General features: G+C 71.5%; 17 protein-coding genes. 6 read left to right on the top strand and 11 right to left on the bottom strand.

Translation table 11 applies throughout. The annotated features are described in order from the left end of the window. Positions 1-40: 40 nt before the first annotated feature. The 5 genes from AC3IF1_RS07210 to AC3IF1_RS07190 all read right to left on the bottom strand — a co-directional run bounded on the left by AC3IF1_RS07210 (position 41) and on the right by AC3IF1_RS07190 (position 4,922). On the bottom strand, positions 41-763 hold the full coding sequence (locus tag AC3IF1_RS07210) for an RNA-binding protein (protein WP_489216844.1): 723 nt from the start codon (positions 761-763) through the stop codon (positions 41-43). Positions 764-788: 25 nt separating this feature from the next. Continuing rightward, the gene (gene nusA / locus AC3IF1_RS07205) at positions 789-2,414 is read right to left on the bottom strand and encodes a transcription termination factor NusA (RefSeq protein WP_489216842.1); all 1,626 of its coding nucleotides are present in this window, start codon (positions 2,412-2,414) and stop codon (positions 789-791) included. Positions 2,415-2,477: 63 nt separating this feature from the next. Continuing rightward, complete coding sequence (gene rimP, locus AC3IF1_RS07200; protein WP_489216840.1) at positions 2,478-3,242, bottom strand: ribosome maturation factor RimP; 765 nt, start codon at positions 3,240-3,242, stop codon at positions 2,478-2,480. Positions 3,243-3,557: 315 nt separating this feature from the next. Then, positions 3,558-3,827, bottom strand: coding sequence for a type II toxin-antitoxin system RelB/DinJ family antitoxin (locus AC3IF1_RS07195; RefSeq protein WP_243973627.1), 270 nt, complete (start codon positions 3,825-3,827; stop codon positions 3,558-3,560). A gap of 84 nt (positions 3,828-3,911) precedes the next feature. Next, positions 3,912-4,922 carry an aldo/keto reductase gene (locus AC3IF1_RS07190; protein ID WP_243973628.1) on the bottom strand — a complete coding sequence of 337 codons (1,011 nt, stop codon included), beginning with the start codon at positions 4,920-4,922 and terminating at the stop codon, positions 3,912-3,914. 201 nt (positions 4,923-5,123) lie between these two features. On the opposite strand from AC3IF1_RS07190, the gene msrQ reads away from it, so the two are divergent. The 3 genes from msrQ (at position 5,124) to AC3IF1_RS07175 (ending at position 7,048) form a co-directional block, all read left to right on the top strand. Then, positions 5,124-6,071, top strand: coding sequence for a protein-methionine-sulfoxide reductase heme-binding subunit MsrQ (gene msrQ / locus AC3IF1_RS07185; RefSeq protein WP_489216837.1), 948 nt, complete (start codon positions 5,124-5,126; stop codon positions 6,069-6,071). 52 nt (positions 6,072-6,123) lie between these two features. After that, positions 6,124-6,498 (top strand): hypothetical protein, encoded by a 375-nt coding sequence (locus AC3IF1_RS07180; protein ID WP_243973630.1) that lies wholly within the window; start codon positions 6,124-6,126, stop codon positions 6,496-6,498. Positions 6,499-6,667: 169 nt separating this feature from the next. Further along, the gene (locus tag AC3IF1_RS07175; protein WP_489216835.1) at positions 6,668-7,048 is read left to right on the top strand and encodes a hypothetical protein; all 381 of its coding nucleotides are present in this window, start codon (positions 6,668-6,670) and stop codon (positions 7,046-7,048) included. Positions 7,049-7,059: 11 nt separating this feature from the next. Here AC3IF1_RS07175 and AC3IF1_RS07170 read toward each other — a convergent pair whose 3' ends face one another. Both AC3IF1_RS07170 and AC3IF1_RS07165 read right to left on the bottom strand, forming a co-directional pair. Further along, positions 7,060-7,236, bottom strand: coding sequence for a hypothetical protein (locus tag AC3IF1_RS07170; RefSeq protein ID WP_243973632.1), 177 nt, complete (start codon positions 7,234-7,236; stop codon positions 7,060-7,062). A 215-nt stretch (positions 7,237-7,451) separates the two neighbouring features. Further along, positions 7,452-7,847, bottom strand: coding sequence for a DUF4174 domain-containing protein (locus tag AC3IF1_RS07165; protein WP_489216832.1), 396 nt, complete (start codon positions 7,845-7,847; stop codon positions 7,452-7,454). A 123-nt stretch (positions 7,848-7,970) separates the two neighbouring features. Between AC3IF1_RS07165 and AC3IF1_RS07160 the strand changes: the two genes are divergently transcribed. After that, positions 7,971-8,987, top strand: a complete 1,017-nt coding sequence (locus AC3IF1_RS07160) for an NADP-dependent oxidoreductase (RefSeq protein WP_489216830.1) — start codon at positions 7,971-7,973, stop codon at positions 8,985-8,987. A 168-nt stretch (positions 8,988-9,155) separates the two neighbouring features. Beyond that, positions 9,156-9,719, top strand: a complete 564-nt coding sequence (ssb, locus tag AC3IF1_RS07155; protein ID WP_243973635.1) for a single-stranded DNA-binding protein — start codon at positions 9,156-9,158, stop codon at positions 9,717-9,719. Positions 9,720-9,845: 126 nt separating this feature from the next. Here ssb and AC3IF1_RS07150 read toward each other — a convergent pair whose 3' ends face one another. Together AC3IF1_RS07150 and xth are read right to left on the bottom strand one after the other, a co-directional pair. Beyond that, entirely contained in the window at positions 9,846-10,724 is an 879-nt protein-coding gene (locus tag AC3IF1_RS07150) for an SDR family oxidoreductase (protein ID WP_489216828.1), read from the bottom strand. A 289-nt stretch (positions 10,725-11,013) separates the two neighbouring features. Then, positions 11,014-11,823, bottom strand: coding sequence for an exodeoxyribonuclease III (gene xth / locus AC3IF1_RS07145; protein ID WP_489216826.1), 810 nt, complete (start codon positions 11,821-11,823; stop codon positions 11,014-11,016). Positions 11,824-11,997: 174 nt separating this feature from the next. Here xth and AC3IF1_RS07140 point away from each other — a divergent pair, with 174 nt between their 5' ends. Further along, entirely contained in the window at positions 11,998-12,732 is a 735-nt protein-coding gene (locus AC3IF1_RS07140; RefSeq protein ID WP_243973638.1) for a lysophospholipid acyltransferase family protein, read from the top strand. 12 nt (positions 12,733-12,744) lie between these two features. On the opposite strand, the gene AC3IF1_RS07135 is transcribed toward AC3IF1_RS07140, so the two are convergent. Together AC3IF1_RS07135 and AC3IF1_RS07130 are read right to left on the bottom strand one after the other, a co-directional pair. Further along, positions 12,745-13,656, bottom strand: coding sequence for a LolA family protein (locus tag AC3IF1_RS07135; protein ID WP_243973639.1), 912 nt, complete (start codon positions 13,654-13,656; stop codon positions 12,745-12,747). A gap of 212 nt (positions 13,657-13,868) precedes the next feature. Continuing rightward, positions 13,869-17,156, bottom strand: coding sequence for a DNA translocase FtsK (locus tag AC3IF1_RS07130; protein WP_489220339.1), 3,288 nt, complete (start codon positions 17,154-17,156; stop codon positions 13,869-13,871). Between the last annotated feature and the right edge of the window lie 205 nt (positions 17,157-17,361).

Below are 17,361 nucleotides of genomic sequence, written 5' to 3'. Positions count from 1 at the left end.
ACCGACGCCCGGTGGCGCCGGTCAAATCATTCCTGCGTCGTCAACGTGAGGCTTCGTCGATCCCGCCGATTCGGGCTGGATCGGGCTCCCCGGTCGCCGCGGCGGCGCCCTCGAAGGAGCGTAGCCGACGCCAACGCGACAGGCAGCCGGCGGCCCCGGCTCCTGCGACGAGCGCAGCGTGTATCACATGATCCCGACCTAAGGCCATGTCCAATTCATCTTCGGACAGGTCGTCGATGATCGGTATCCTCGACATGGTCTCACCGTGGCGCCGGTGCAAGGCCGCGGCGATCTTGCGCCGCCCGTCCGCGGTGGCCTCGGCAGCATGGATCACCGCGACGGCCCCGGGCTGGCCGCCGATGGCCGCCTCGACCTTCGAGAAGCCCGCGACCAGGCAGCCCGCCTTGTTGGCCAGGGCGATGGCCTGCCGCAGATCCTCGCGCAGCGCGGCAGCGATCCGGTCGGGCAGGTCGGGATCAGTGGGGGCCGGCCCCTTGAACGCCCGTGCGAACAGGTTTTTTCGGACCGCCGTGGCGACGGCCTCGCGCCGGGCGCTGATCCAGGCCCCGCGCCCGGGCAGTTTCGCGCGCAGGTCCGGCACCACGGCGCCGTCCGGGCCGCGCACGAATCGGATCATCGCCTCCGGCGGCTGGGTGACGCGGCTGACGATGCAGGTGCGCGTGGGCGCGCGGCGGCCGGGGCCGGCATCGAGCCCCCCGGCCTCCGGCCCGTCCTCGGGCAGAATCGTCTCGACCGCGACCATCGCGCCTCCGCCGCCTTCTCTCGGCTCAGGCCTCGGCCGGCGCGGGGGCTGCGTCCTCGCCCTCGGCCGCCTCGGCGCCCTCCTCGGCCTCCGGCTCCGGCAGCGCCTCGATCCAGCCGGCCTTGAGGCGGGCGGCCATGATCAGGCCCTCGGCCTCGGTTCGCGACAGGTCGAACCCGTCGAGATAGCCGGCGTGACGCACGGCCTCCGGACCGCGCCCCTCCGTGTAGCCGACGAGATCGTCGGTGGCGCAGCCGGCCAGATCCTCGACGGTCTTCACGTCGTTCTCGCCGAGGGCGACCATCATGGGCGTGGTGATGCCCTCGATCTCGCGCAGCTCGTCGGCCACGCCGAGTTCGGTCCGGCGGGCGTCGTGCGCCTGCTCGATCCGGGCGAGGTGGTCCTGCGCGCGGGCCTGGATCTCGGCCCCCGTCTCCTCGTCGAGCCCCTGGATGCCGGACAGCTCCTGGGTGTCGACATAGGCGATCTCCTCGACGTTGCGGAAACCTTCCGCCGCGAGCAGCTGGCCGACGGTCTCGTCGACGTCGAGCGCCTCCATGAACACCTGGGTCCGCTCGGCGAACTCCTTCTGGCGACGCTCCGATTCCTCGGCCTCGGTCAGGATGTCGATGTCCCAGCCGGTGAGCTGGGAGGCGAGCCGCACGTTCTGGCCGCGCCGGCCGATGGCCAGCGACAGCTGGTCGTCCGGCACCACCACCTCGATGCGGTCGGCCTCCTCGTCGAGCACCACCTTGACCACCTCGGCCGGCTGGAGGGCGTTGACGATGAAGGTCGCCTCGTCCTCCGACCAGGGGATGATGTCGATTTTTTCTCCCTGCAGCTCACCCACGACAGCCTGCACCCGGGATCCCCGCATGCCCACGCACGCGCCGACCGGATCGATGCTGCCGTCGCGGGAGATCACAGCGATCTTGGCGCGGGAGCCCGGGTCGCGGGCCACCGCCTTCACCTCGACGATGCCGTCGTAGATCTCGGGGACCTCCTGGCCGAACAGCTTGGCCATGAATTGCGGGTGCGAGCGCGACAGGAAGATTTGTGGCCCGCGCACCTCCGAGCGCACGTCGAACAGGTAGGACCGGATCCGGTCCCCCGGCCGGAAGGTCTCGCGCGGGATCATCTCGTCCCGGCGGACGATGCCCTCGCCGCGGCCCAGATCGACGATGACGTTGCCATACTCGACCCGCTTGACGATGCCGTTGAGGATCTCGCCGATGCGGTCCTTGTACTCGTCGAACTGGCGGGCGCGCTCGGCGTCGCGCACCTTCTGGACGATGACCTGCTTGGCCGATTGCGCGGCGACCCGGCCGAAATCGAAGGGCGGCAGGGTGTCGGAGATCACGTCGCCGACGAGCGCGCCCGGATTGTAGCGGCGGGCCTGGTCGAGGGTGATCTCCCGGGCGTCATTCTCCACCTGGTCGACCACCAGCAGGTGGCGTGACAGGCGGAGCGCGCCGGTCTTGTTGTCGATCTCGGCATGCACGTCCGTCTCGGCGCCGTAGCGGGAGCGGGCCGCCTTGGCGATCGCCTCTTCCATCGCGTCGATCACGATGGAGCGGTCGATCACCTTCTCGCGGGCGACCGCGTCGGCGATCTGGAGGAGTTCGAGCCTGTTGGCGCTGACCACGGCCATCGGTGTCGGTCCTTCTCTTCCGTCAAATCTCAGGGCCGGCCGCGCGGCGGCCGACGCGGGGTCTCAGTGCAGCGAGTCGCGGTCCTTGAGCCGGGAGGCTTTGCTCACCACCGGCTTCCTGGGCCCGGTCCGCGCCGGTTTCGTGGGCTTGGCCGCGGGGCTGGCCTTCTTCGGCCCCTTGGGGCGGAAGGCGCTGCGCGCGGGCGACGCCTGCGGCTCCTCGGCCGGCTCGTCGTCCTCGACCTCCTCGGCCTCGTCCCCGGCGGGCGGCCCACCGCGGCGGAGCGACTCGCGGATCAGCTCGTCGGTGAGGACGAGATGGGCGTCAGCGAGGGTCTTGAGCGGCAGGTCGATGCGACTCGGCAGACCTTCCTTCACGTCGGGCAGGTCGATCGGGACGGTGAGCGTCTCCGGATCCGGAACACCCAGAATCCCGCGAAACCGCTTGCGCCCGTCGAGCGGCGGGCTCAGCTCGACCTTGGCCTCGTAGCCGGCCCAGCGGGCGAAGTCCGAGACCCGGACGAGCGGCCGGTCGATGCCGGGCGAGGACACCTCCAGATTGTAGGCGCCGCCCACCGGATCGTCGACGTCGAGGATCGGCGAGATCGCCCGGCTCACCGCCTCGCAATCGTCGATCGAGAAGGTGCCGTCCGGCCGCTCCGCCATGATCTGAACGGTGCAGCCGTTGACGTTGGACATCCGCACCCGGACCAGCCGGAAGCCCAAGCCCGCGAGAGGCCCCTCGATCGCCTGAGCGACGCGCGCGGCAACCCCGGCCTCGCGGACGAGGCGCTTCTCGGACAGATCCGCTTCGATCTCGGACGACATGTGTGGTGGTGCGCAACCTTCGCGGCGTTCTGCGTGGCTCGCCCACGGCGTGCGGCGAAAAAAAAGAGCGGACCCGGTGGGGCCCACTCCCGAACCGCAGCCTCTCGACTGCCATCAGAACTGTTGAGCGATAGATAGCCGCGGTCGGTCGCGAGTGCAAGGTCGATCAGCGCGCGTCGTGACGGCTCGCAAACATCGCGGCGTACGGCAGCCTTCGCAAAACTGCCGTTTCGCACGCGAGCCGGTACACGGCAGGCGCGAAAGCTCGGTCCCAGCGCAGACCATCTCTATGCCCTGTTGGATCCGCGGCGTCCCTCATGGAGCGAGTTCGCTATGCGAACCGATGCGGACCCAGTGCAGTTTCGGTCGATCTGGCTCCGTATGCGGTTTTGCCGGTGGCGGGTCGAAGGGCAACCGGCCCTCGGCAACGACCCGTTGCAGCATCAAGCGGAATGCGTCCGACAATGAGAGGCCGACCGCACCGAGAACAGCCGCGGCTTCAGGCTTCACCCCTGGATCGACCTGCGCCCGGACCGACTTGGTCTTGGTCGCAGGTCTGACCTTTTCGTGCGTCCGAGCGGCCATTGTCGCCCGCCCTCTTGCCAGCCCGACATGTCGCACGGCGCATCGGCGCCACCATGGATGGCCGGGCGCAACATGCGGCCGAGATCAGCCGCCCCGCGGCACCCGCCCCTCCAGCGGATAGGCCGGGTCGTTGTAACCGGGCGTGGTCGGGTGCCCCGCCGCCACGAAGCCGTCGACCAGGGCCTCGTCCTCCGGGGTGAAGGCGTAGTCGAGGGCGCCGAGATATTCCTGCCATTGCGCCTCCGTCCGCGGCCCGGCGATGACGCCGGTGACGAGGCGGTTGTTCAGCACCCAGGCGGTGGCGAACTGGCCGGCCGTGATGCCGCGGCCCTCCGCGTGCTCCTTGAGCGTCCGGGCGATGCGCAGGGATTCGGGCCGCCACTCTGTCTGCATCATCCGGGTGTCCTGGCGGCCGGCGCGGGATTCGGCCGGGGGCGGGGCGTCGGGATCGTACTTGCCGGTCAGCACGCCGCGGGCGAGCGGCGAGTACGGGACGACGCCAAGGCCGTAATGGGCGCAGGCCGGCAGGTGCTCGGTCTCGGGCATGCGGTTGAAGGCGTTGTAATAGGGCTGGCTCACCACCGGCCGGTCGATGCCGGCCTCGTCGCAGAGCCGGCAGATCTCGGCGACCCGCCAGGACCGGGTGTTCGAGACACCGAAATGGCGGATCTTGCCGGCGCGCACCAGATCGGCCATCGCCCGCACGGTCTCGGCGAGCGGCGTGTCGTGATCCTCCTTGTGGAGGTAGTAGATGTCGATGAAATCGGTGCCGAGCCGGCGCAGGCTGTCCTCGGCGGCCTTCATCACGTGGACCCGTGACAGGCCGCGATCGTTGACGCCGGGACCCGTCGGGTTGGCGACCTTGGTGGCCAGGATCCAGGCGTCGCGCTCCGCCTTGATCGCCCGGCCGGTGATCTCCTCCGAGCGCCCGTCCGTGTAGACGTTGGCCGTGTCGATGAAGTTGATGCCTACGTCGCGGGCGCTGCCGACGATGCGGCCCGCGGTGGCCTCGTCGGTGGGGCCGCCGAACATCATCGTGCCGAGGCAGATCGGCGAGACCTTGAGGCCGGAGCGGCCGAGAGTGCGGTACTGCATGGGATCCATCCGGTGTCCGTCGCCCTGCTATCTCGGCACGGGGCGACGGAGGTCAACACAGGGAGCGACGGAACGCTGTAACCCGCGCGCCGCCGCGGCGAACCGACCCGCGGCGGCACCGATGGCCGGAGGCGATGGTTCTCGTCGCGGGCGGTCCGGATCGCCGAGTCTCCCCATCCGACGGAACCCTGTCCGAGACCCATGATGGACCGTCTGACCGTTCCCCTTGGAATCCCCCTCCCCTGGCGCGACCGGGCCGGGCGCCTGTCCGGGCTGAAGCTCGCGGTGTTCCTCGCCTGCGTCGCGCCGGCCCTGTACCTCGCGGCCGCCTACCGACTCGACGCGCTCGGCGCCAAGCCGATCACCGCGCTGATCCACGCCACCGGCGAATGGGCGGTGCGCTTCCTGCTGTTCTCCCTGGCGATCTCGCCGCTGCGCCGGATCGCCGATTGGGGAAAGGTTCTGGTGGTCCGGCGCATGCTCGGCGTCACCGTGATGGCCTATGCGGTGGCGCATCTCACCCTCTACGCTGTCGACCAGAACCTGATCCTCACGAAGGTCGCGTCGGAGATCGCCCTGCGGCTCTACCTGACGATCGGCTTCGTGGCGCTGATCGGGCTGATCGCCCTGGGGTTGACCTCCACGGACGCGGCGATCCGCAACCTGGGGCCGAACTGGCACCGGTTGCACCGGCTCGTCTACACGATCGCCGTGCTGGCGCTGGTCCACTATTTCCTGCAATCGAAGATCGATGTCAGCGACCCGGTCTTCTCGGCGGGGCTGTTCCTGCTGCTGATGGGCTGGCGGGCGATGCGTCGGTTCAAGTGGCCGGAGCGGCCGTGGTCGCTCCTGCTCCTTGCGATCCTGTCCGGCCTCGCCACCGCGGCGCTCGAAGCCGCCTGGTACGGGCTCGCCAGCGGGGTCCCGGCCAGCCTCGTGCTCGCGGCCAATCTCGACTTTTCCGGTCCGATCCGGCCGGCTTGGTGGGTGCTGGCGACCGGGCTGCTGATGCCCGCCATCGCGCTCCTGCGCGGCGCGCGGACCGCCGGCAAAGCAGCCAGTCCGGCGCCCGGCCGGCAGCGCGCGGGCGAGGCGCGCGGGACGACAGGAAGAGCCGCCGCCTCGGAACCCTTGTCGCCGCCCGCCTGATGCCGCAGAACCCGCCGCCGGCGGACCTCGCCGCAGCGGAGTGACCTGGGCTATGCGCGGCACGCTTCTCCTCATCGCGGGCATGCTCGCCCCGGCCATCGCCCTGGCGGCGCCCGCCAAGCCCGGGCCCGACAAGGCAGCCCCGGCGGCCACCGCCCCGATGGCCGCGGTCTGCAAGCCGCCGGAGCCGCCGCCGGCCGCGATGCGCCCGAGCAAGCCCGCGCTCCCCGAGAAACCGGCCTGCCTCGACGCCAAGGGCGGCTGTCCCGGCTGGGAGGCCTACAGCTTCAACGACGCGGTCAAGGCCTACAATCTTCAGGCGCAGGCGTTCCGCCCGATCGCCGAGGCCTACGCGCAGAAGCTCAACGCCTACGTGAAGGCGAGTGCGGAATACGCGCAGTGCGAGATCAACGCGATGCAGAACTGACGCGTTCTGCGGCACGGTGGAAACCGGTTTTCGGGGATCCTGATGCGATAACCGAAGCGCCGCCTGAACGGCGGCCAACGGCCGACGCGGCAGGGGTTCAGCCGGCGCGGCGCAGTCTCCGGCATCGACGGCCGCGATCCCCGCCGCCGCTTCCTGCCGAGGCCGTACAGTGCCCCTCCGTCATGTCATCGGGCGCGCCGGGTTCTGCGCGCTGCTCCTCGCCGTCGGCCCGGCACACGCCGCCGATTTCGACGGCCCGTTTCCGCCGGCACACGGCTATGGCGGCCCGCCCGATGGTTACGAGCGGCGGCGGCCGCCGCCACCCCCGCCGCCCGAGCCGGAATTTCGCGGACCGCGCTTCTCCGCGGCACCGCCCGAGGCGTGCCGCGAGTTCGTCCGGCGCCGGTTCGATCCGGACGGCGCGCCGGTGGTGCGCCGGGTGCGGGTCTGCGACGCGCCGGCCTTCGACCGCGGGCCGCCGCCCCCGCCGCCCGACGAGGAGCCACCCCACCGCTGGGGCGGACCCCGCTGGGGGGGACCGCGCTGGTAGGACGGCCCGGCTCAGATGCGGGCCGGCGCCTTCTTCAGGACGGCCGCGAAGGCCTTGAGCTGGCGGTTCAGATCCGCCAGTTCGTTCAGCGCGATGGTCTTGTGGCCGTCGCGGACCGCGCGCTCGATGTCCTCGACCTGCGCGGCGACGATGCGGCGGATGGCGGTGGCAACGTGGTGTCGGTTCATCGGTCTCGAGCGTCTCGTGGAGCGTCCTGGTGGGCCTGAAGGGACGGCCGTGACGCGGCCGTCGACACGATCCGGTGATAGGCCGGTAGGCTTAACCGTTGGTGTCGGTCGCTCGGCCCGGGCGCGCCCGATCACAGGATTCCGCGCCTATAGCGCACGTCACCGGAGCGGATACGGGTCCGGCGTGCGCGTGCACGTCAAATGAATGAACGGCTCTAGCGCCGCCCCCGCATCTCGGCGCGCCGCATCGGCATCGCGTCGATGGTCGCAAACAACCGCGCGGGCGCGATCGGCGTGGCCGAACTGAGCTTGGCGCCCCCGTCCTTCCCGATCAGGACGGCCCGGAAGCCCTCCGCCGGGAGGTCGAGCCGCGCGCGCAGGGCCTGCGCCTCGGCCCCGGCCCCGACGGCCTCCAGCACCACGAGGTCGCGCTCGGCGAGGCCATCGCGGTCCGAGTCCAGGGCCGCGCGCTGTGCCCGCAGCCGCGCGTCCGCACCATCGGGCGCCGAGAGCACCAGGACCCGGGCGCGATCCCGATAGCCGTCGAGCGGGCCGGCCGCCGCAGCCGCCGTCAGCATCGCGAGTCCGAGACCGAGCACCGTCCTCAGCATGGGTTTCTCCGCGTTCAGGCGACACGACAACGCCTGAGTTCCCCGGGAGATCGCATCCGCACCTTTGCCGCCGCGGCCCGGAGCCCCAGATCGGGGCTGGAAGCCAGTCACCGGGAATCCACCATGACCGCCATGAACCGCCGCATCGTCCTGGCCTCGCGTCCCCATGGGGAGCCGCGCCCTGAGAATTTCCGCCTCGATGAGGTCCCCGTGCCGCAGCCCGGGCCCGGGCAGGTGCTCCTGCGGACCCGGTGGCTGTCCCTCGACCCCTACATGCGCGGCCGCATGAGCGACGCGAAATCCTACGCGGCCCCCGTGGAGATCGGCGCGCCGATCACCGCCGAGACGGTGGGCGAGGTCGTCGCCTCGAACCATCCGGATTTCGCCGTCGGCGAGCTGCTCACGGCCTTCGCGGGCTGGCAGGCGTATTTCGTGACGGACGGCAAGGGGTCGCGCCGGGTCGATCCGGAGGCCGCTCCGCCCTCGACGGCCCTGGGCGTGCTCGGGATGCCGGGCATGACCGCCTATACTGGCCTCCTCAATATCGGCCGTCCGAAATTCGGCGAGACCGTGGTGGCCGCCGCCGCCGCCGGCCCGGTGGGGTCGCTGGTCGGGCAGATCGCGAAGCTCAAGGGGGCCCGGGCGGTCGGGATCGCGGGCGGCCCGGACAAGTGCCGCTACCTCACCGAGGAACTGGGCTTCGACGCCGCGGTGGATCACCGGGGGCCCGACCTTCCGGCGGCCCTGGCCGCCGCCTGTCCGAAGGGGATCGACGTCTATTTCGAGAATGTCGGCGGCGCGGTCTTCGCGGCCGTGATGCCGCTGCTCAATCCCTTCGCGCGGATCCCGGTCTGCGGCCTCGTCTCGGCCTACAACGCCACCGAGGTCCCGCCCGGCCCCGACCGCCTGCCCGGGCTCATGCGCTCGGTCCTGACCAACCGGCTCCATATCCAGGGCTTCATCGTCTGGGACTTCGCCGACCAGGCGGAGACCTTCCGGACAGAGGTCGGCGGCTGGATCCAGGACGGCCGGATCCGCTACCGCGAGGATGTGGTCGAGGGCCTGGAGAACGCCCCCGAAGCCTTCATCGGCCTGCTCAAGGGTCGGAACTTCGGCAAGCTCCTCGTCCACGTATCGTGAGCCCGGCTTGCCGCCTTTTGTGAACAGATGTAGAACAAACGGACTCGGCGACGATGCGGATATCGGGCACAAGCTCCATCCGCAGGTTGTCGCCTCGGAGGCCCGGGCGCATGGTTCGCGCGACGGCGGGCTGGTGCCCTGTGAGATCGGTACGATCAGGAGAGAGCGATGGCGGGCAGCGTCAACAAAGTGATTCTGGTGGGCAATCTCGGGCGCGACCCCGAGATGCGCCGCCTGGGCTCGGGTGATCCGGTCTGCAACCTGCGGCTGGCGACCTCAGAATCGTGGAAGGACAAGGCGAGCGGCGAGCGCAAGGAGAAGACCGAGTGGCACTCGGTCGTGATCTACAACGACAACCTCGCCCGGGTCGCCGAGCAGTACCTGCGCAAGGGCTCGAAGGTCTACATCGAGGGCCAGCTCCAGACCCGGAAATGGACCGACAATTCCGGCGTCGAGAAGTACACGACCGAGGTGGTGCTCCAGCGCTTCCGCGGCGAGATGACGATCCTCGACGGGCGGGGCGGCGGCGGCGACATCGCCGGTGAGGACGAGGGCGGCGGCCAGATCAGCCGCGGCGGCGAATCCGGCGGTGGCCGGGGTGGCGACCGGGGCGGTGATTTCGGCGGCGGCCGTGCCCAGGGTGGAGACCGGCGTCCGGCGCCGGCGGCCTCAAGTGGCGGTGGCGGCGGTGGCCGCGGCGGCTACGATCTGGACGACGACATCCCGTTCTAGTTTCTAAGGGCTCATCGGACCCGCCGCTCCGCGCGGCGGGTTTCGATCTACGGGGCAGAGGGCGCCCGGATCCACGCCGTCCGTGTGAGCGAAGCGACGGCTGCTGGGTCCAGCCATCGTTCCCTCTCAGTACATCGGCATGCCGCCGGTCACCGGCACCAGGGCGCCCGACATGTAGCTGCCCTCGCGGGACGCGAGCAGGACATAGGCCGGCGCCAGTTCCGCGGGTTGGCCGGCGCGCCCGAGGGGCGTCTGCGCGCCGAGCTGCGCGATCTGCTCCGGGTCCTTCACGATCGGCTGGATCGGCGTCCAGATCGGGCCGGGGGCGACGCAGTTCACCCGGATACCCTGCGGCGCCAGCAGGTTCGACAGGCCGATCGTCAGGCTCGCGATGGCGCCCTTGGTGGCGGCGTAGATCAGCATGGTCGGATCGGCGACCTTGGCCTGGACGCTCGTGCTGTTCACGATCGCAGCGCCCGGCTTCATGTGCGGCACCGCCGCCTGGGCGAGGTGGTACATCGCGAAGACGTTGGCCCGGAACGAGCCCTCAATGTCGGCGGCCTTCAGGTCGTCGAGCCCCTCGTTCACCACCTGCGCGGCGGCGTTGTTCACCAGAATGTCGAGCCGGCCGAAGGCCGCGACAGTGCGAGCGACGAGGTCCCGGCAGAGGTCCGGGTCGCGGATGTCGCCGGGCAGCAGCAGGCAGCGGCGCCCGGCCTTCTCGACCCAGGCCTTCGTGTCCTCGGCATCCTCCTGCTCGACTTCGAGATAGGAGATCGCCACGTCGGCACCCTCGCGGGCATAGGCGATGGCCACGGCCTTGCCGATGCCGGAATCGCCGCCGGTGATCAGGGCGGCCTGCCCGGCGAGCAAACCCTTGCCGACGTAGCTGGTCTCGCCGTGGTCGGGCCGCGGCGTCATCTTGGTGGTCAGACCCGGGCGGGTCTGCTGCTGGTCTCCGGGATAGGGCGGGCGCGGCCCGGCCTCGCGCGGATCCTGAGTCATGGGGGGGCGGCTCCTCGGCGGGTGTGATCGCCGCCAACGAGGGCCGCGCGGGATGGGGCATCCTGCGCCCAGCCATCACAGCCGGACACCGGAGCGGGCGTCGTCCTAAGACAGTCTCAGAACGCGCGGCCCCGGGTCGGGTGCGGGTTGCCGTACCGGCGGTGCAGGAAGGAGACGACCTTGGGAAGCAGAAGGGCGATCAGGATCTTGCGCATGGGGCCAGCTCGCATCACGACGTTGCGAGCGGGCAATGCCCGGCTACGGTCGCAGTTCCGCGCCGCGCCCCGGATCAGAGGTCCAGCGTCAATGTGACCGGCGCGTGGTCGGAGGGACGCTCCCAGCCCCGGGCGTCGCGCAGCACCGCGACCGCGCGGATCGTGCCGGCGAGATCCGGCGACACCCAGGCGTGGTCGAGGCGCCGACCCTTGTCGGCCGCGGCCCAGTCGGGGGACCGGTAGCTCCACCACGTGTAGATCTTCTCCGACTCCGGGGTGAGGTGGCGCGCGGTGTCGATCCAGCCCGCCTCCCCGCGCAGGGTCTCCAGCGCCGCCGTCTCCACGGGGGTGTGGCTGACCACGTCGAGGAGTTGCTTGTGCGACCAGACGTCGTGCTCCAGGGGCGCCACGTTGAGGTCGCCCACCAGGATCGCCGGTCCGGAGGCGCGCTTGCCGCCCCAGGCGCGCAGCTCGGCCAGGAAATCGAGCTTGTGGGCGAATTTCGGATTGCGGTCGCGGTCCGGGACGTCGCCCCCGGCCGGCACGTAGAAATCGTGCAGCACGATCCCCGCGGCCGCCCCCGCCTCCGGCCCGAGCACCGCCGAGATGTGGCGGGCGTCCGGACGCTCGCAGAAGCCCATCACGCCGCGGGTGTGCAGGGGGAACCGGGACAGGATCGCGACGCCGTTGTAGCCCTTCTGGCCGGCGAACATCACGTGCTCGTAGCCCGAGCCGCGCAGGGCCTTAAGGGGGAAGGCGTCGTCCGGGCACTTGGTCTCTTGGAGGCACAGCACGTCCGGCCGGTGCTCGGCGAGGAAGCGCAGCACGAGGTCGATGCGCAGGCGCACCGAGTTGATGTTCCAGGTGGTGACGGTAAACTGCACGGGCGGGGCCGGGGTTGGGACGGCGGGGTTGGAACGGCAATGTGTTCCGATAGCCGATTTCGCGCCCCGCGACAGTCCGATCACCGCCGCCGGCGCGAAATGCCGTGCGCACCTGACCGGCAGGCGCTATGCCCGTCTCTCTGCCCTCTCCGGGGCCCCTCGTCGAGGCCCCGCATGGCCCATGCCCGCTCGCTCCTGTTCGCCGTCTACTGGGCGGCCTGGACGACCTTGTTCCTCGCACCGCTGGCGATCTTCCTCCTCGCCGGGGCCCCGGAACGGCCGATCCGCCGGGCGACCCGCCTCTGGGCGCGCGGCATCCTGGCCGGGCTGCGGCGCATCGTCGGGCTGCGCTACGTCGAGGAGGGCCGCCAGCACCTGCCCGCCGAGCCCTGCCTGATCGTCGCCAACCACCAATCGACCTGGGAGACCCTGGCCTTCCTGGTCCTGGTCCCGGACGTGGCGATCGTCGCCAAGCGGGAGTTGCTGGCCATCCCGGTGGTCGGCTGGTTCCTGCGGCGCTCGCCGATGATCGTCATCGACCGGGCCAACGGCACCCAGGCCCTGCGGACCATGATCGACGGGGGCCGGGAGGCGGTGGCGGCCGGCCGGTCGGTGCTGATCTTCCCCGAGGGCACCCGCGGCGGGATCGAGGATCCGCTGCGCTTCAAGCGCGGTGTCGAATTGCTCTACGGCCGGCTCGGCCTGCCGGTGGTGCCCGTGGCGGTGAATTCCGGCCTGTTCTGGCCGGGGGGCGCGGCGACCCGGGCCGGGACCGTGGTGGTGAGCTACCTCGCAGCCCTCGCCCCGGGCCTGCCGCCCGCGGAGTTCCTGCGCGGCACCGAGGGTGCGATCGACCGGGAGCTGAACCGGTGGCGGCCCGGCGGCGCGGCCGGGCTCAGCGCGACCTGAGGGCAGGCCCCGTCACGGCTGCGCCTGCTGGATCTGCTGCTGCATCGCCTTGTCCTCGGCGCGCCCGTAATTGATGAAGAACAGGCTGCCGTCGACGCTCTTGCCCTTCTGCAGGTTCGAGAGGGTCACCGTGGTGATGTAGCCCTGCGGATCGGTGATCCGCCATTGCGACAGGGTCTTCATCTCGGAATCGAAAAACAGCTGGATCTTCGAGGTGCCGCCGAGCGTGGCCCGATCCTCCAGGCTGATGCGCACGCCGCCGGGGTCGTTGGCCACATCGATGACGGTGAGGTCGCGGGCGAGGTCGATCTTCTCGCGCAGGAGGAATTTCAGCGGCGTCTGGGCGATGAAGTAAAGGTCCTGGGTGTTGAGCTTGCGGTCGCGCACCGCCACCGAGGTCCCGTCGGCGACCACCTGCAGGGGCGAGGGCTGCTCGTAGTCGAAGCGCAGGCGGCCGGGCTTGGCCAGCGTCAGCTTGCCGCCGATCCGCCGCCCGTCCGCGCCGGTCTGCATGAAGCTGCCCGTCAGGGTGTCGATCCCGTTGAAATAGGCGTTGGCCTGGGCGAGAAGGGTCGCGGCATCCGCCGGCTCGGCGGGGTCGATCGCCGCGGGGGCGCCGACCGCCGCCACCTTGGGGTCGCGGGCCTTGTGCTCGGCCTTCTCGGTCGGCTTGTCGACGGCCTTGCCGGGCTTGGGAGTGCCGGGCTTCGAGGCCTCCTTCGCCGGGTCCTTCGGCTTGGGCGCGGCCTTCTTGGCGGGCGCGGGCGCCGCCGGGGCGGCCTCCGGCTGCGGGGCGGGCTCGTCCTTGTGGCCGAACAGGCTGTCGATGAAGGCGCCGACCTGCGCCTGAGCCGGGTCGGCGGTCGCGAGCCACAGCCCGGCGGCGATCACGGAGCCGGCTGTGCGGATGCGGCGGCCGATCATCGGCAGAATCTCCTGCGGACCCGCTGGGCGGGTTCCGGCGGCCAAATGAGGGCGGACCATGACGTCGGCAGGCCGCCGCGGACGTTGCGGCACGCCGTCCTCGCGAGCGGGGCGAGGACGGGACGGGTTCGCGGCGGCCGTTAGACCCCCGCCCTGTGGCGAAGATGCGACGCCCCGGGCCGCCCCAAGGGGAACGGCCCGGGTAGAGGGCCTCACTCGTCGTCGTACATCCCGCTGCCCATGCCGCTCGACTGGTGGGCTGCGCCGGCGACCAGGATCTCGCGCTTGCCGGCGTGGTTGGCCGGGCCGACGATCCCCTCGATCTCCATCCGCTCCATGATCGAAGCGGCACGGTTGTAGCCGATCTGCAGGCGGCGCTGGATGTAGCTGGTCGACGCCTTCTGGTCGCGCAGCACGACCTCGATCGCCTGCTTGTAGAGATCGTCGGATTCGCCGCCGGTCGCCGCCGCGAAGGCGCCGATATCGAAGACGGGGGCCTCCTCCTCGGGCTCGTCGGACCGCTCGGCCTTGTCGGCCGCGGCCTTCGAACCCCGGCCGGACCGGCCGCCCTCCTTGGCGGGCTCCTCGGCAGCGTCGTCCGCCGTGACGGCGTCGAGGTAGCTCGGCCGGCCCTGGCGCTTGAGATGGGCGACCACGGTCTCGACCTCGCTGTCCGAGCAGAACGGCCCGTGCACCCGGGTCGTGCGCCCGCCCCCGGCCATGAACAGCATGTCGCCCTGACCGAGCAGCTGCTCGGCGCCCATCTCGCCCAGGATCGTGCGCGAGTCGATCTTGCTGGTCACCTGGAAGCTGATCCGGGTCGGGAAGTTCGCCTTGATCGTGCCGGTGATCACGTCCACCGACGGGCGCTGTGTCGCCATGATCAGGTGGATGCCGGCCGCGCGCGCCATTTGGGCGAGCCGCTGGATCGCCCCCTCGATGTCCTTGCCCGCCACCATCATCAGGTCGGCCATCTCGTCGACCACGATCACGATGTAGGGCAGCGGCGTCAGGTCCATCGCCTCCTCGACGAACACCGCCTCGCCGGTATGCCGGTCGAAGCCGGTCTGGACCGTGCGGGTGATGGTCTCGCCCTTCTCCCGGGCTTCCTTCATGCGGGCGTTGTAGCCGTCGATGTTGCGCACCGCGATCTTGGCCATCTTCTTGTAGCGCTCCTCCATCTCGCGCACGGCCCATTTGAGGGCGATCACCGCCTTCTTGGGGTCGATGACCACGGGGGAGAGCAGGTGCGGGATGCCGTCGTAGACCGACAGCTCCAGCATCTTCGGATCGACCATGATCAGCCGGCACTCCTCGGGCTTCAGCCGGTAGAGCAGCGACAGGATCATGGTGTTGATCGCCACCGACTTGCCCGAGCCGGTGGTGCCGGCGACCAGCAGGTGCGGCATGCGCGCGAGGTCGGCGATGATCGGCTCACCGCCGATGTTCTTGCCCAGGCACAGGGCCAGCTTGTGCTTGCTCTCGGCAAAGTCGGCCGACGAGAGCAGCTCCCGGAGATAGACCGTCTCGCGGGTGTCGTTCGGCAGTTCGATGCCGATGACGTTCCGGCCGGGCACCACGGCGACGCGGGCCGAGACCGCCGACATCGACCGGGCGATGTCGTCCGACAGGCCGATCACGCGGCTGGACTTGGTGCCGGGGGCGGGCTCGAGCTCGTACAGGGTCACGACCGGACCGGGCCGCACCGCCAGGATGTCGCCGCGCACGCCGAAATCCTGGACCGTCTGCTGCAGGTTGAGGGCGTTCTGCTCCAGCACGTCGGCATCGACCTCCTCGCTGCCGCCGGGGGCCGGCAGGGCCAGGAGTTCGAGGGAGGGCAGCTCGTAATCGGCGTTCTCGATCGGCGCGATCTCGAGATGGCGGCCGGCCGGGATCAGGTGCGCCCGCGGCGCGACCAGGGGGAGTGCCACCAGTGCGGGGGCCGGCACGGCGGCGACCGCCTCGGCCGGCTCGACCGCCGGAGCGGCCTCGACCGCGTCCTCGGACGGGGCCGGCTCCGGCTCCGCCTGGGGCGCCAGCTTGCCCCGGAGCAGGACCGGGCGCGGGATCATCGGGATCACCACCCGCTCGATCTCGGCGCGCTCCGTCATCGGCACGACGACCATCGGGGCCGAGTCGGGCTCGGGCTGGACCGGAGGCGCCGGCGGGACAGGGCTCGGCTGGCCGGCCGCGCGGATCGCCGCCCGGGCCGCCATGGCGCTGAGGACCGGGGCGCGGCGCGGCGCCTCGGACGCGGGTTCGGCGGAAGCCACGGTCGCGGCGCTGCCGGGACCGAAGACCAGCGCCAGCCCGGCGGGCGCCGGCAGGGATTCGGCGGTCGGCAGGAAGGCGCTGCGGATCGCCGCGGCCGCGTCGGTCCGCTGGCCGCCCTCGGACGCCGCTCCGTTATCCTGCCCGTCGGCGGGACGCGGCGGCTGGTCGAACCGCACGAGCCGGTCGAGGACGTAGACCGGCCGCGGCGGCAGCGCGCGCAGGTCCGTGACGTCCGGGAGCATGGGGACGGCGGGCGTGTCGGGGGCGGTCTCGGGTGCCGGCGCGGCCTCCGTGGCCTGGGCCTCCAGCGCCGTCCAGGCCTCCACGGACGACCAGTCGCCGCCGTCGAACCAGGGCTGGACCCCGGACCAGTCCGGCAGGTCCGACCAGTCGCGGGCCGGAATCTCGACGGGCGCGGCGATCATCTCTTGCGCCGCCTCCAGGACCAACGCGTCGACCACATCCTGGACGACGGCTGCGACCGCCACCGGGGCGATCACGGCCGTCGACGCGGACAGCTCGACCGCGGGCCGGACCGGGCGGCGGTCCGGCGTGCGGAAGAAGCGGACGCCCGGCGGGGCGACGAAGGGCTGACGCCACAGGGGCACCGCCTCCGCGTCCGGGGCATCGGCGGCCGGGACGGCCTCGTCGGCGGCGGGCTCGGGCTCCGCGACGGCGATCCCGGCGCGCTCCGCCCGCTCGCGCTCCGCGCGCTCGGTCTCCAGGGCGAGGGCCGCCGCCTGCGCCTCGGCGCGGGCCCGCTCCAGGGCGACGCGCTCGGCCTCCAGGGCGCGCTGACGGCGCTCCTGCAGCACCGAATCGGGGGTCCGGGTATAGCGCACGGCCGAGGACGACGCGGCGGGACCGGCTGCGGCCACCGGCGCGCCGTCCCGCGCATCGTCGGGCGCGATGGCGGCGGGGCGGCGCGGCTGGCGCACCAGCACGCCCGGCGAGGAGGCACTGCGGTCGATCCGGCTCTCGACGGCCAGCGGCTCGAGCGCGTCGAGGCTCGCCCGGTCGTCGAAGACCTCGGCCGGCCAGAGCTGCTCGGGCGGCGCGGCGCTGCGCGGGCGCGCGGCGCGCTCCGGCATCTCGCGCCCGACCAGGGCGGCCGGCGCGGTCAGCCAGCTCGGCTCCCGGCGTCCGGGGACGCCGTAGGCCGGCCGCGCGGGCAGCCCGGCGGACGCGCCGGACAGGCGGCGGGTGAGGCTCACGCGGAGCGCCATCAGCCGGTGCGCCAGGGCTCCCAGGGAGAGGCCCGAGCGGTCGCCGCCACGCACCGGGCGGGCGGGGTCACGATGGGAGTACGGAGGCCGTCCCGATGCGCGCATGGGTTCTCGAACGATACTCGAAACAGGGATCCGCCGATGCGCGGCGGCTGTCCTGAGTTAGGCCATTCGTCGTTAATGGAGGCTTGCCGCGGGGCCATCC

This window comes from Methylobacterium sp. E-012 (genome assembly GCF_057836545.1).
Note: the sequence above shows the minus strand (reverse complement) of the source record. Positions and strands in the feature narration are given on the sequence as shown.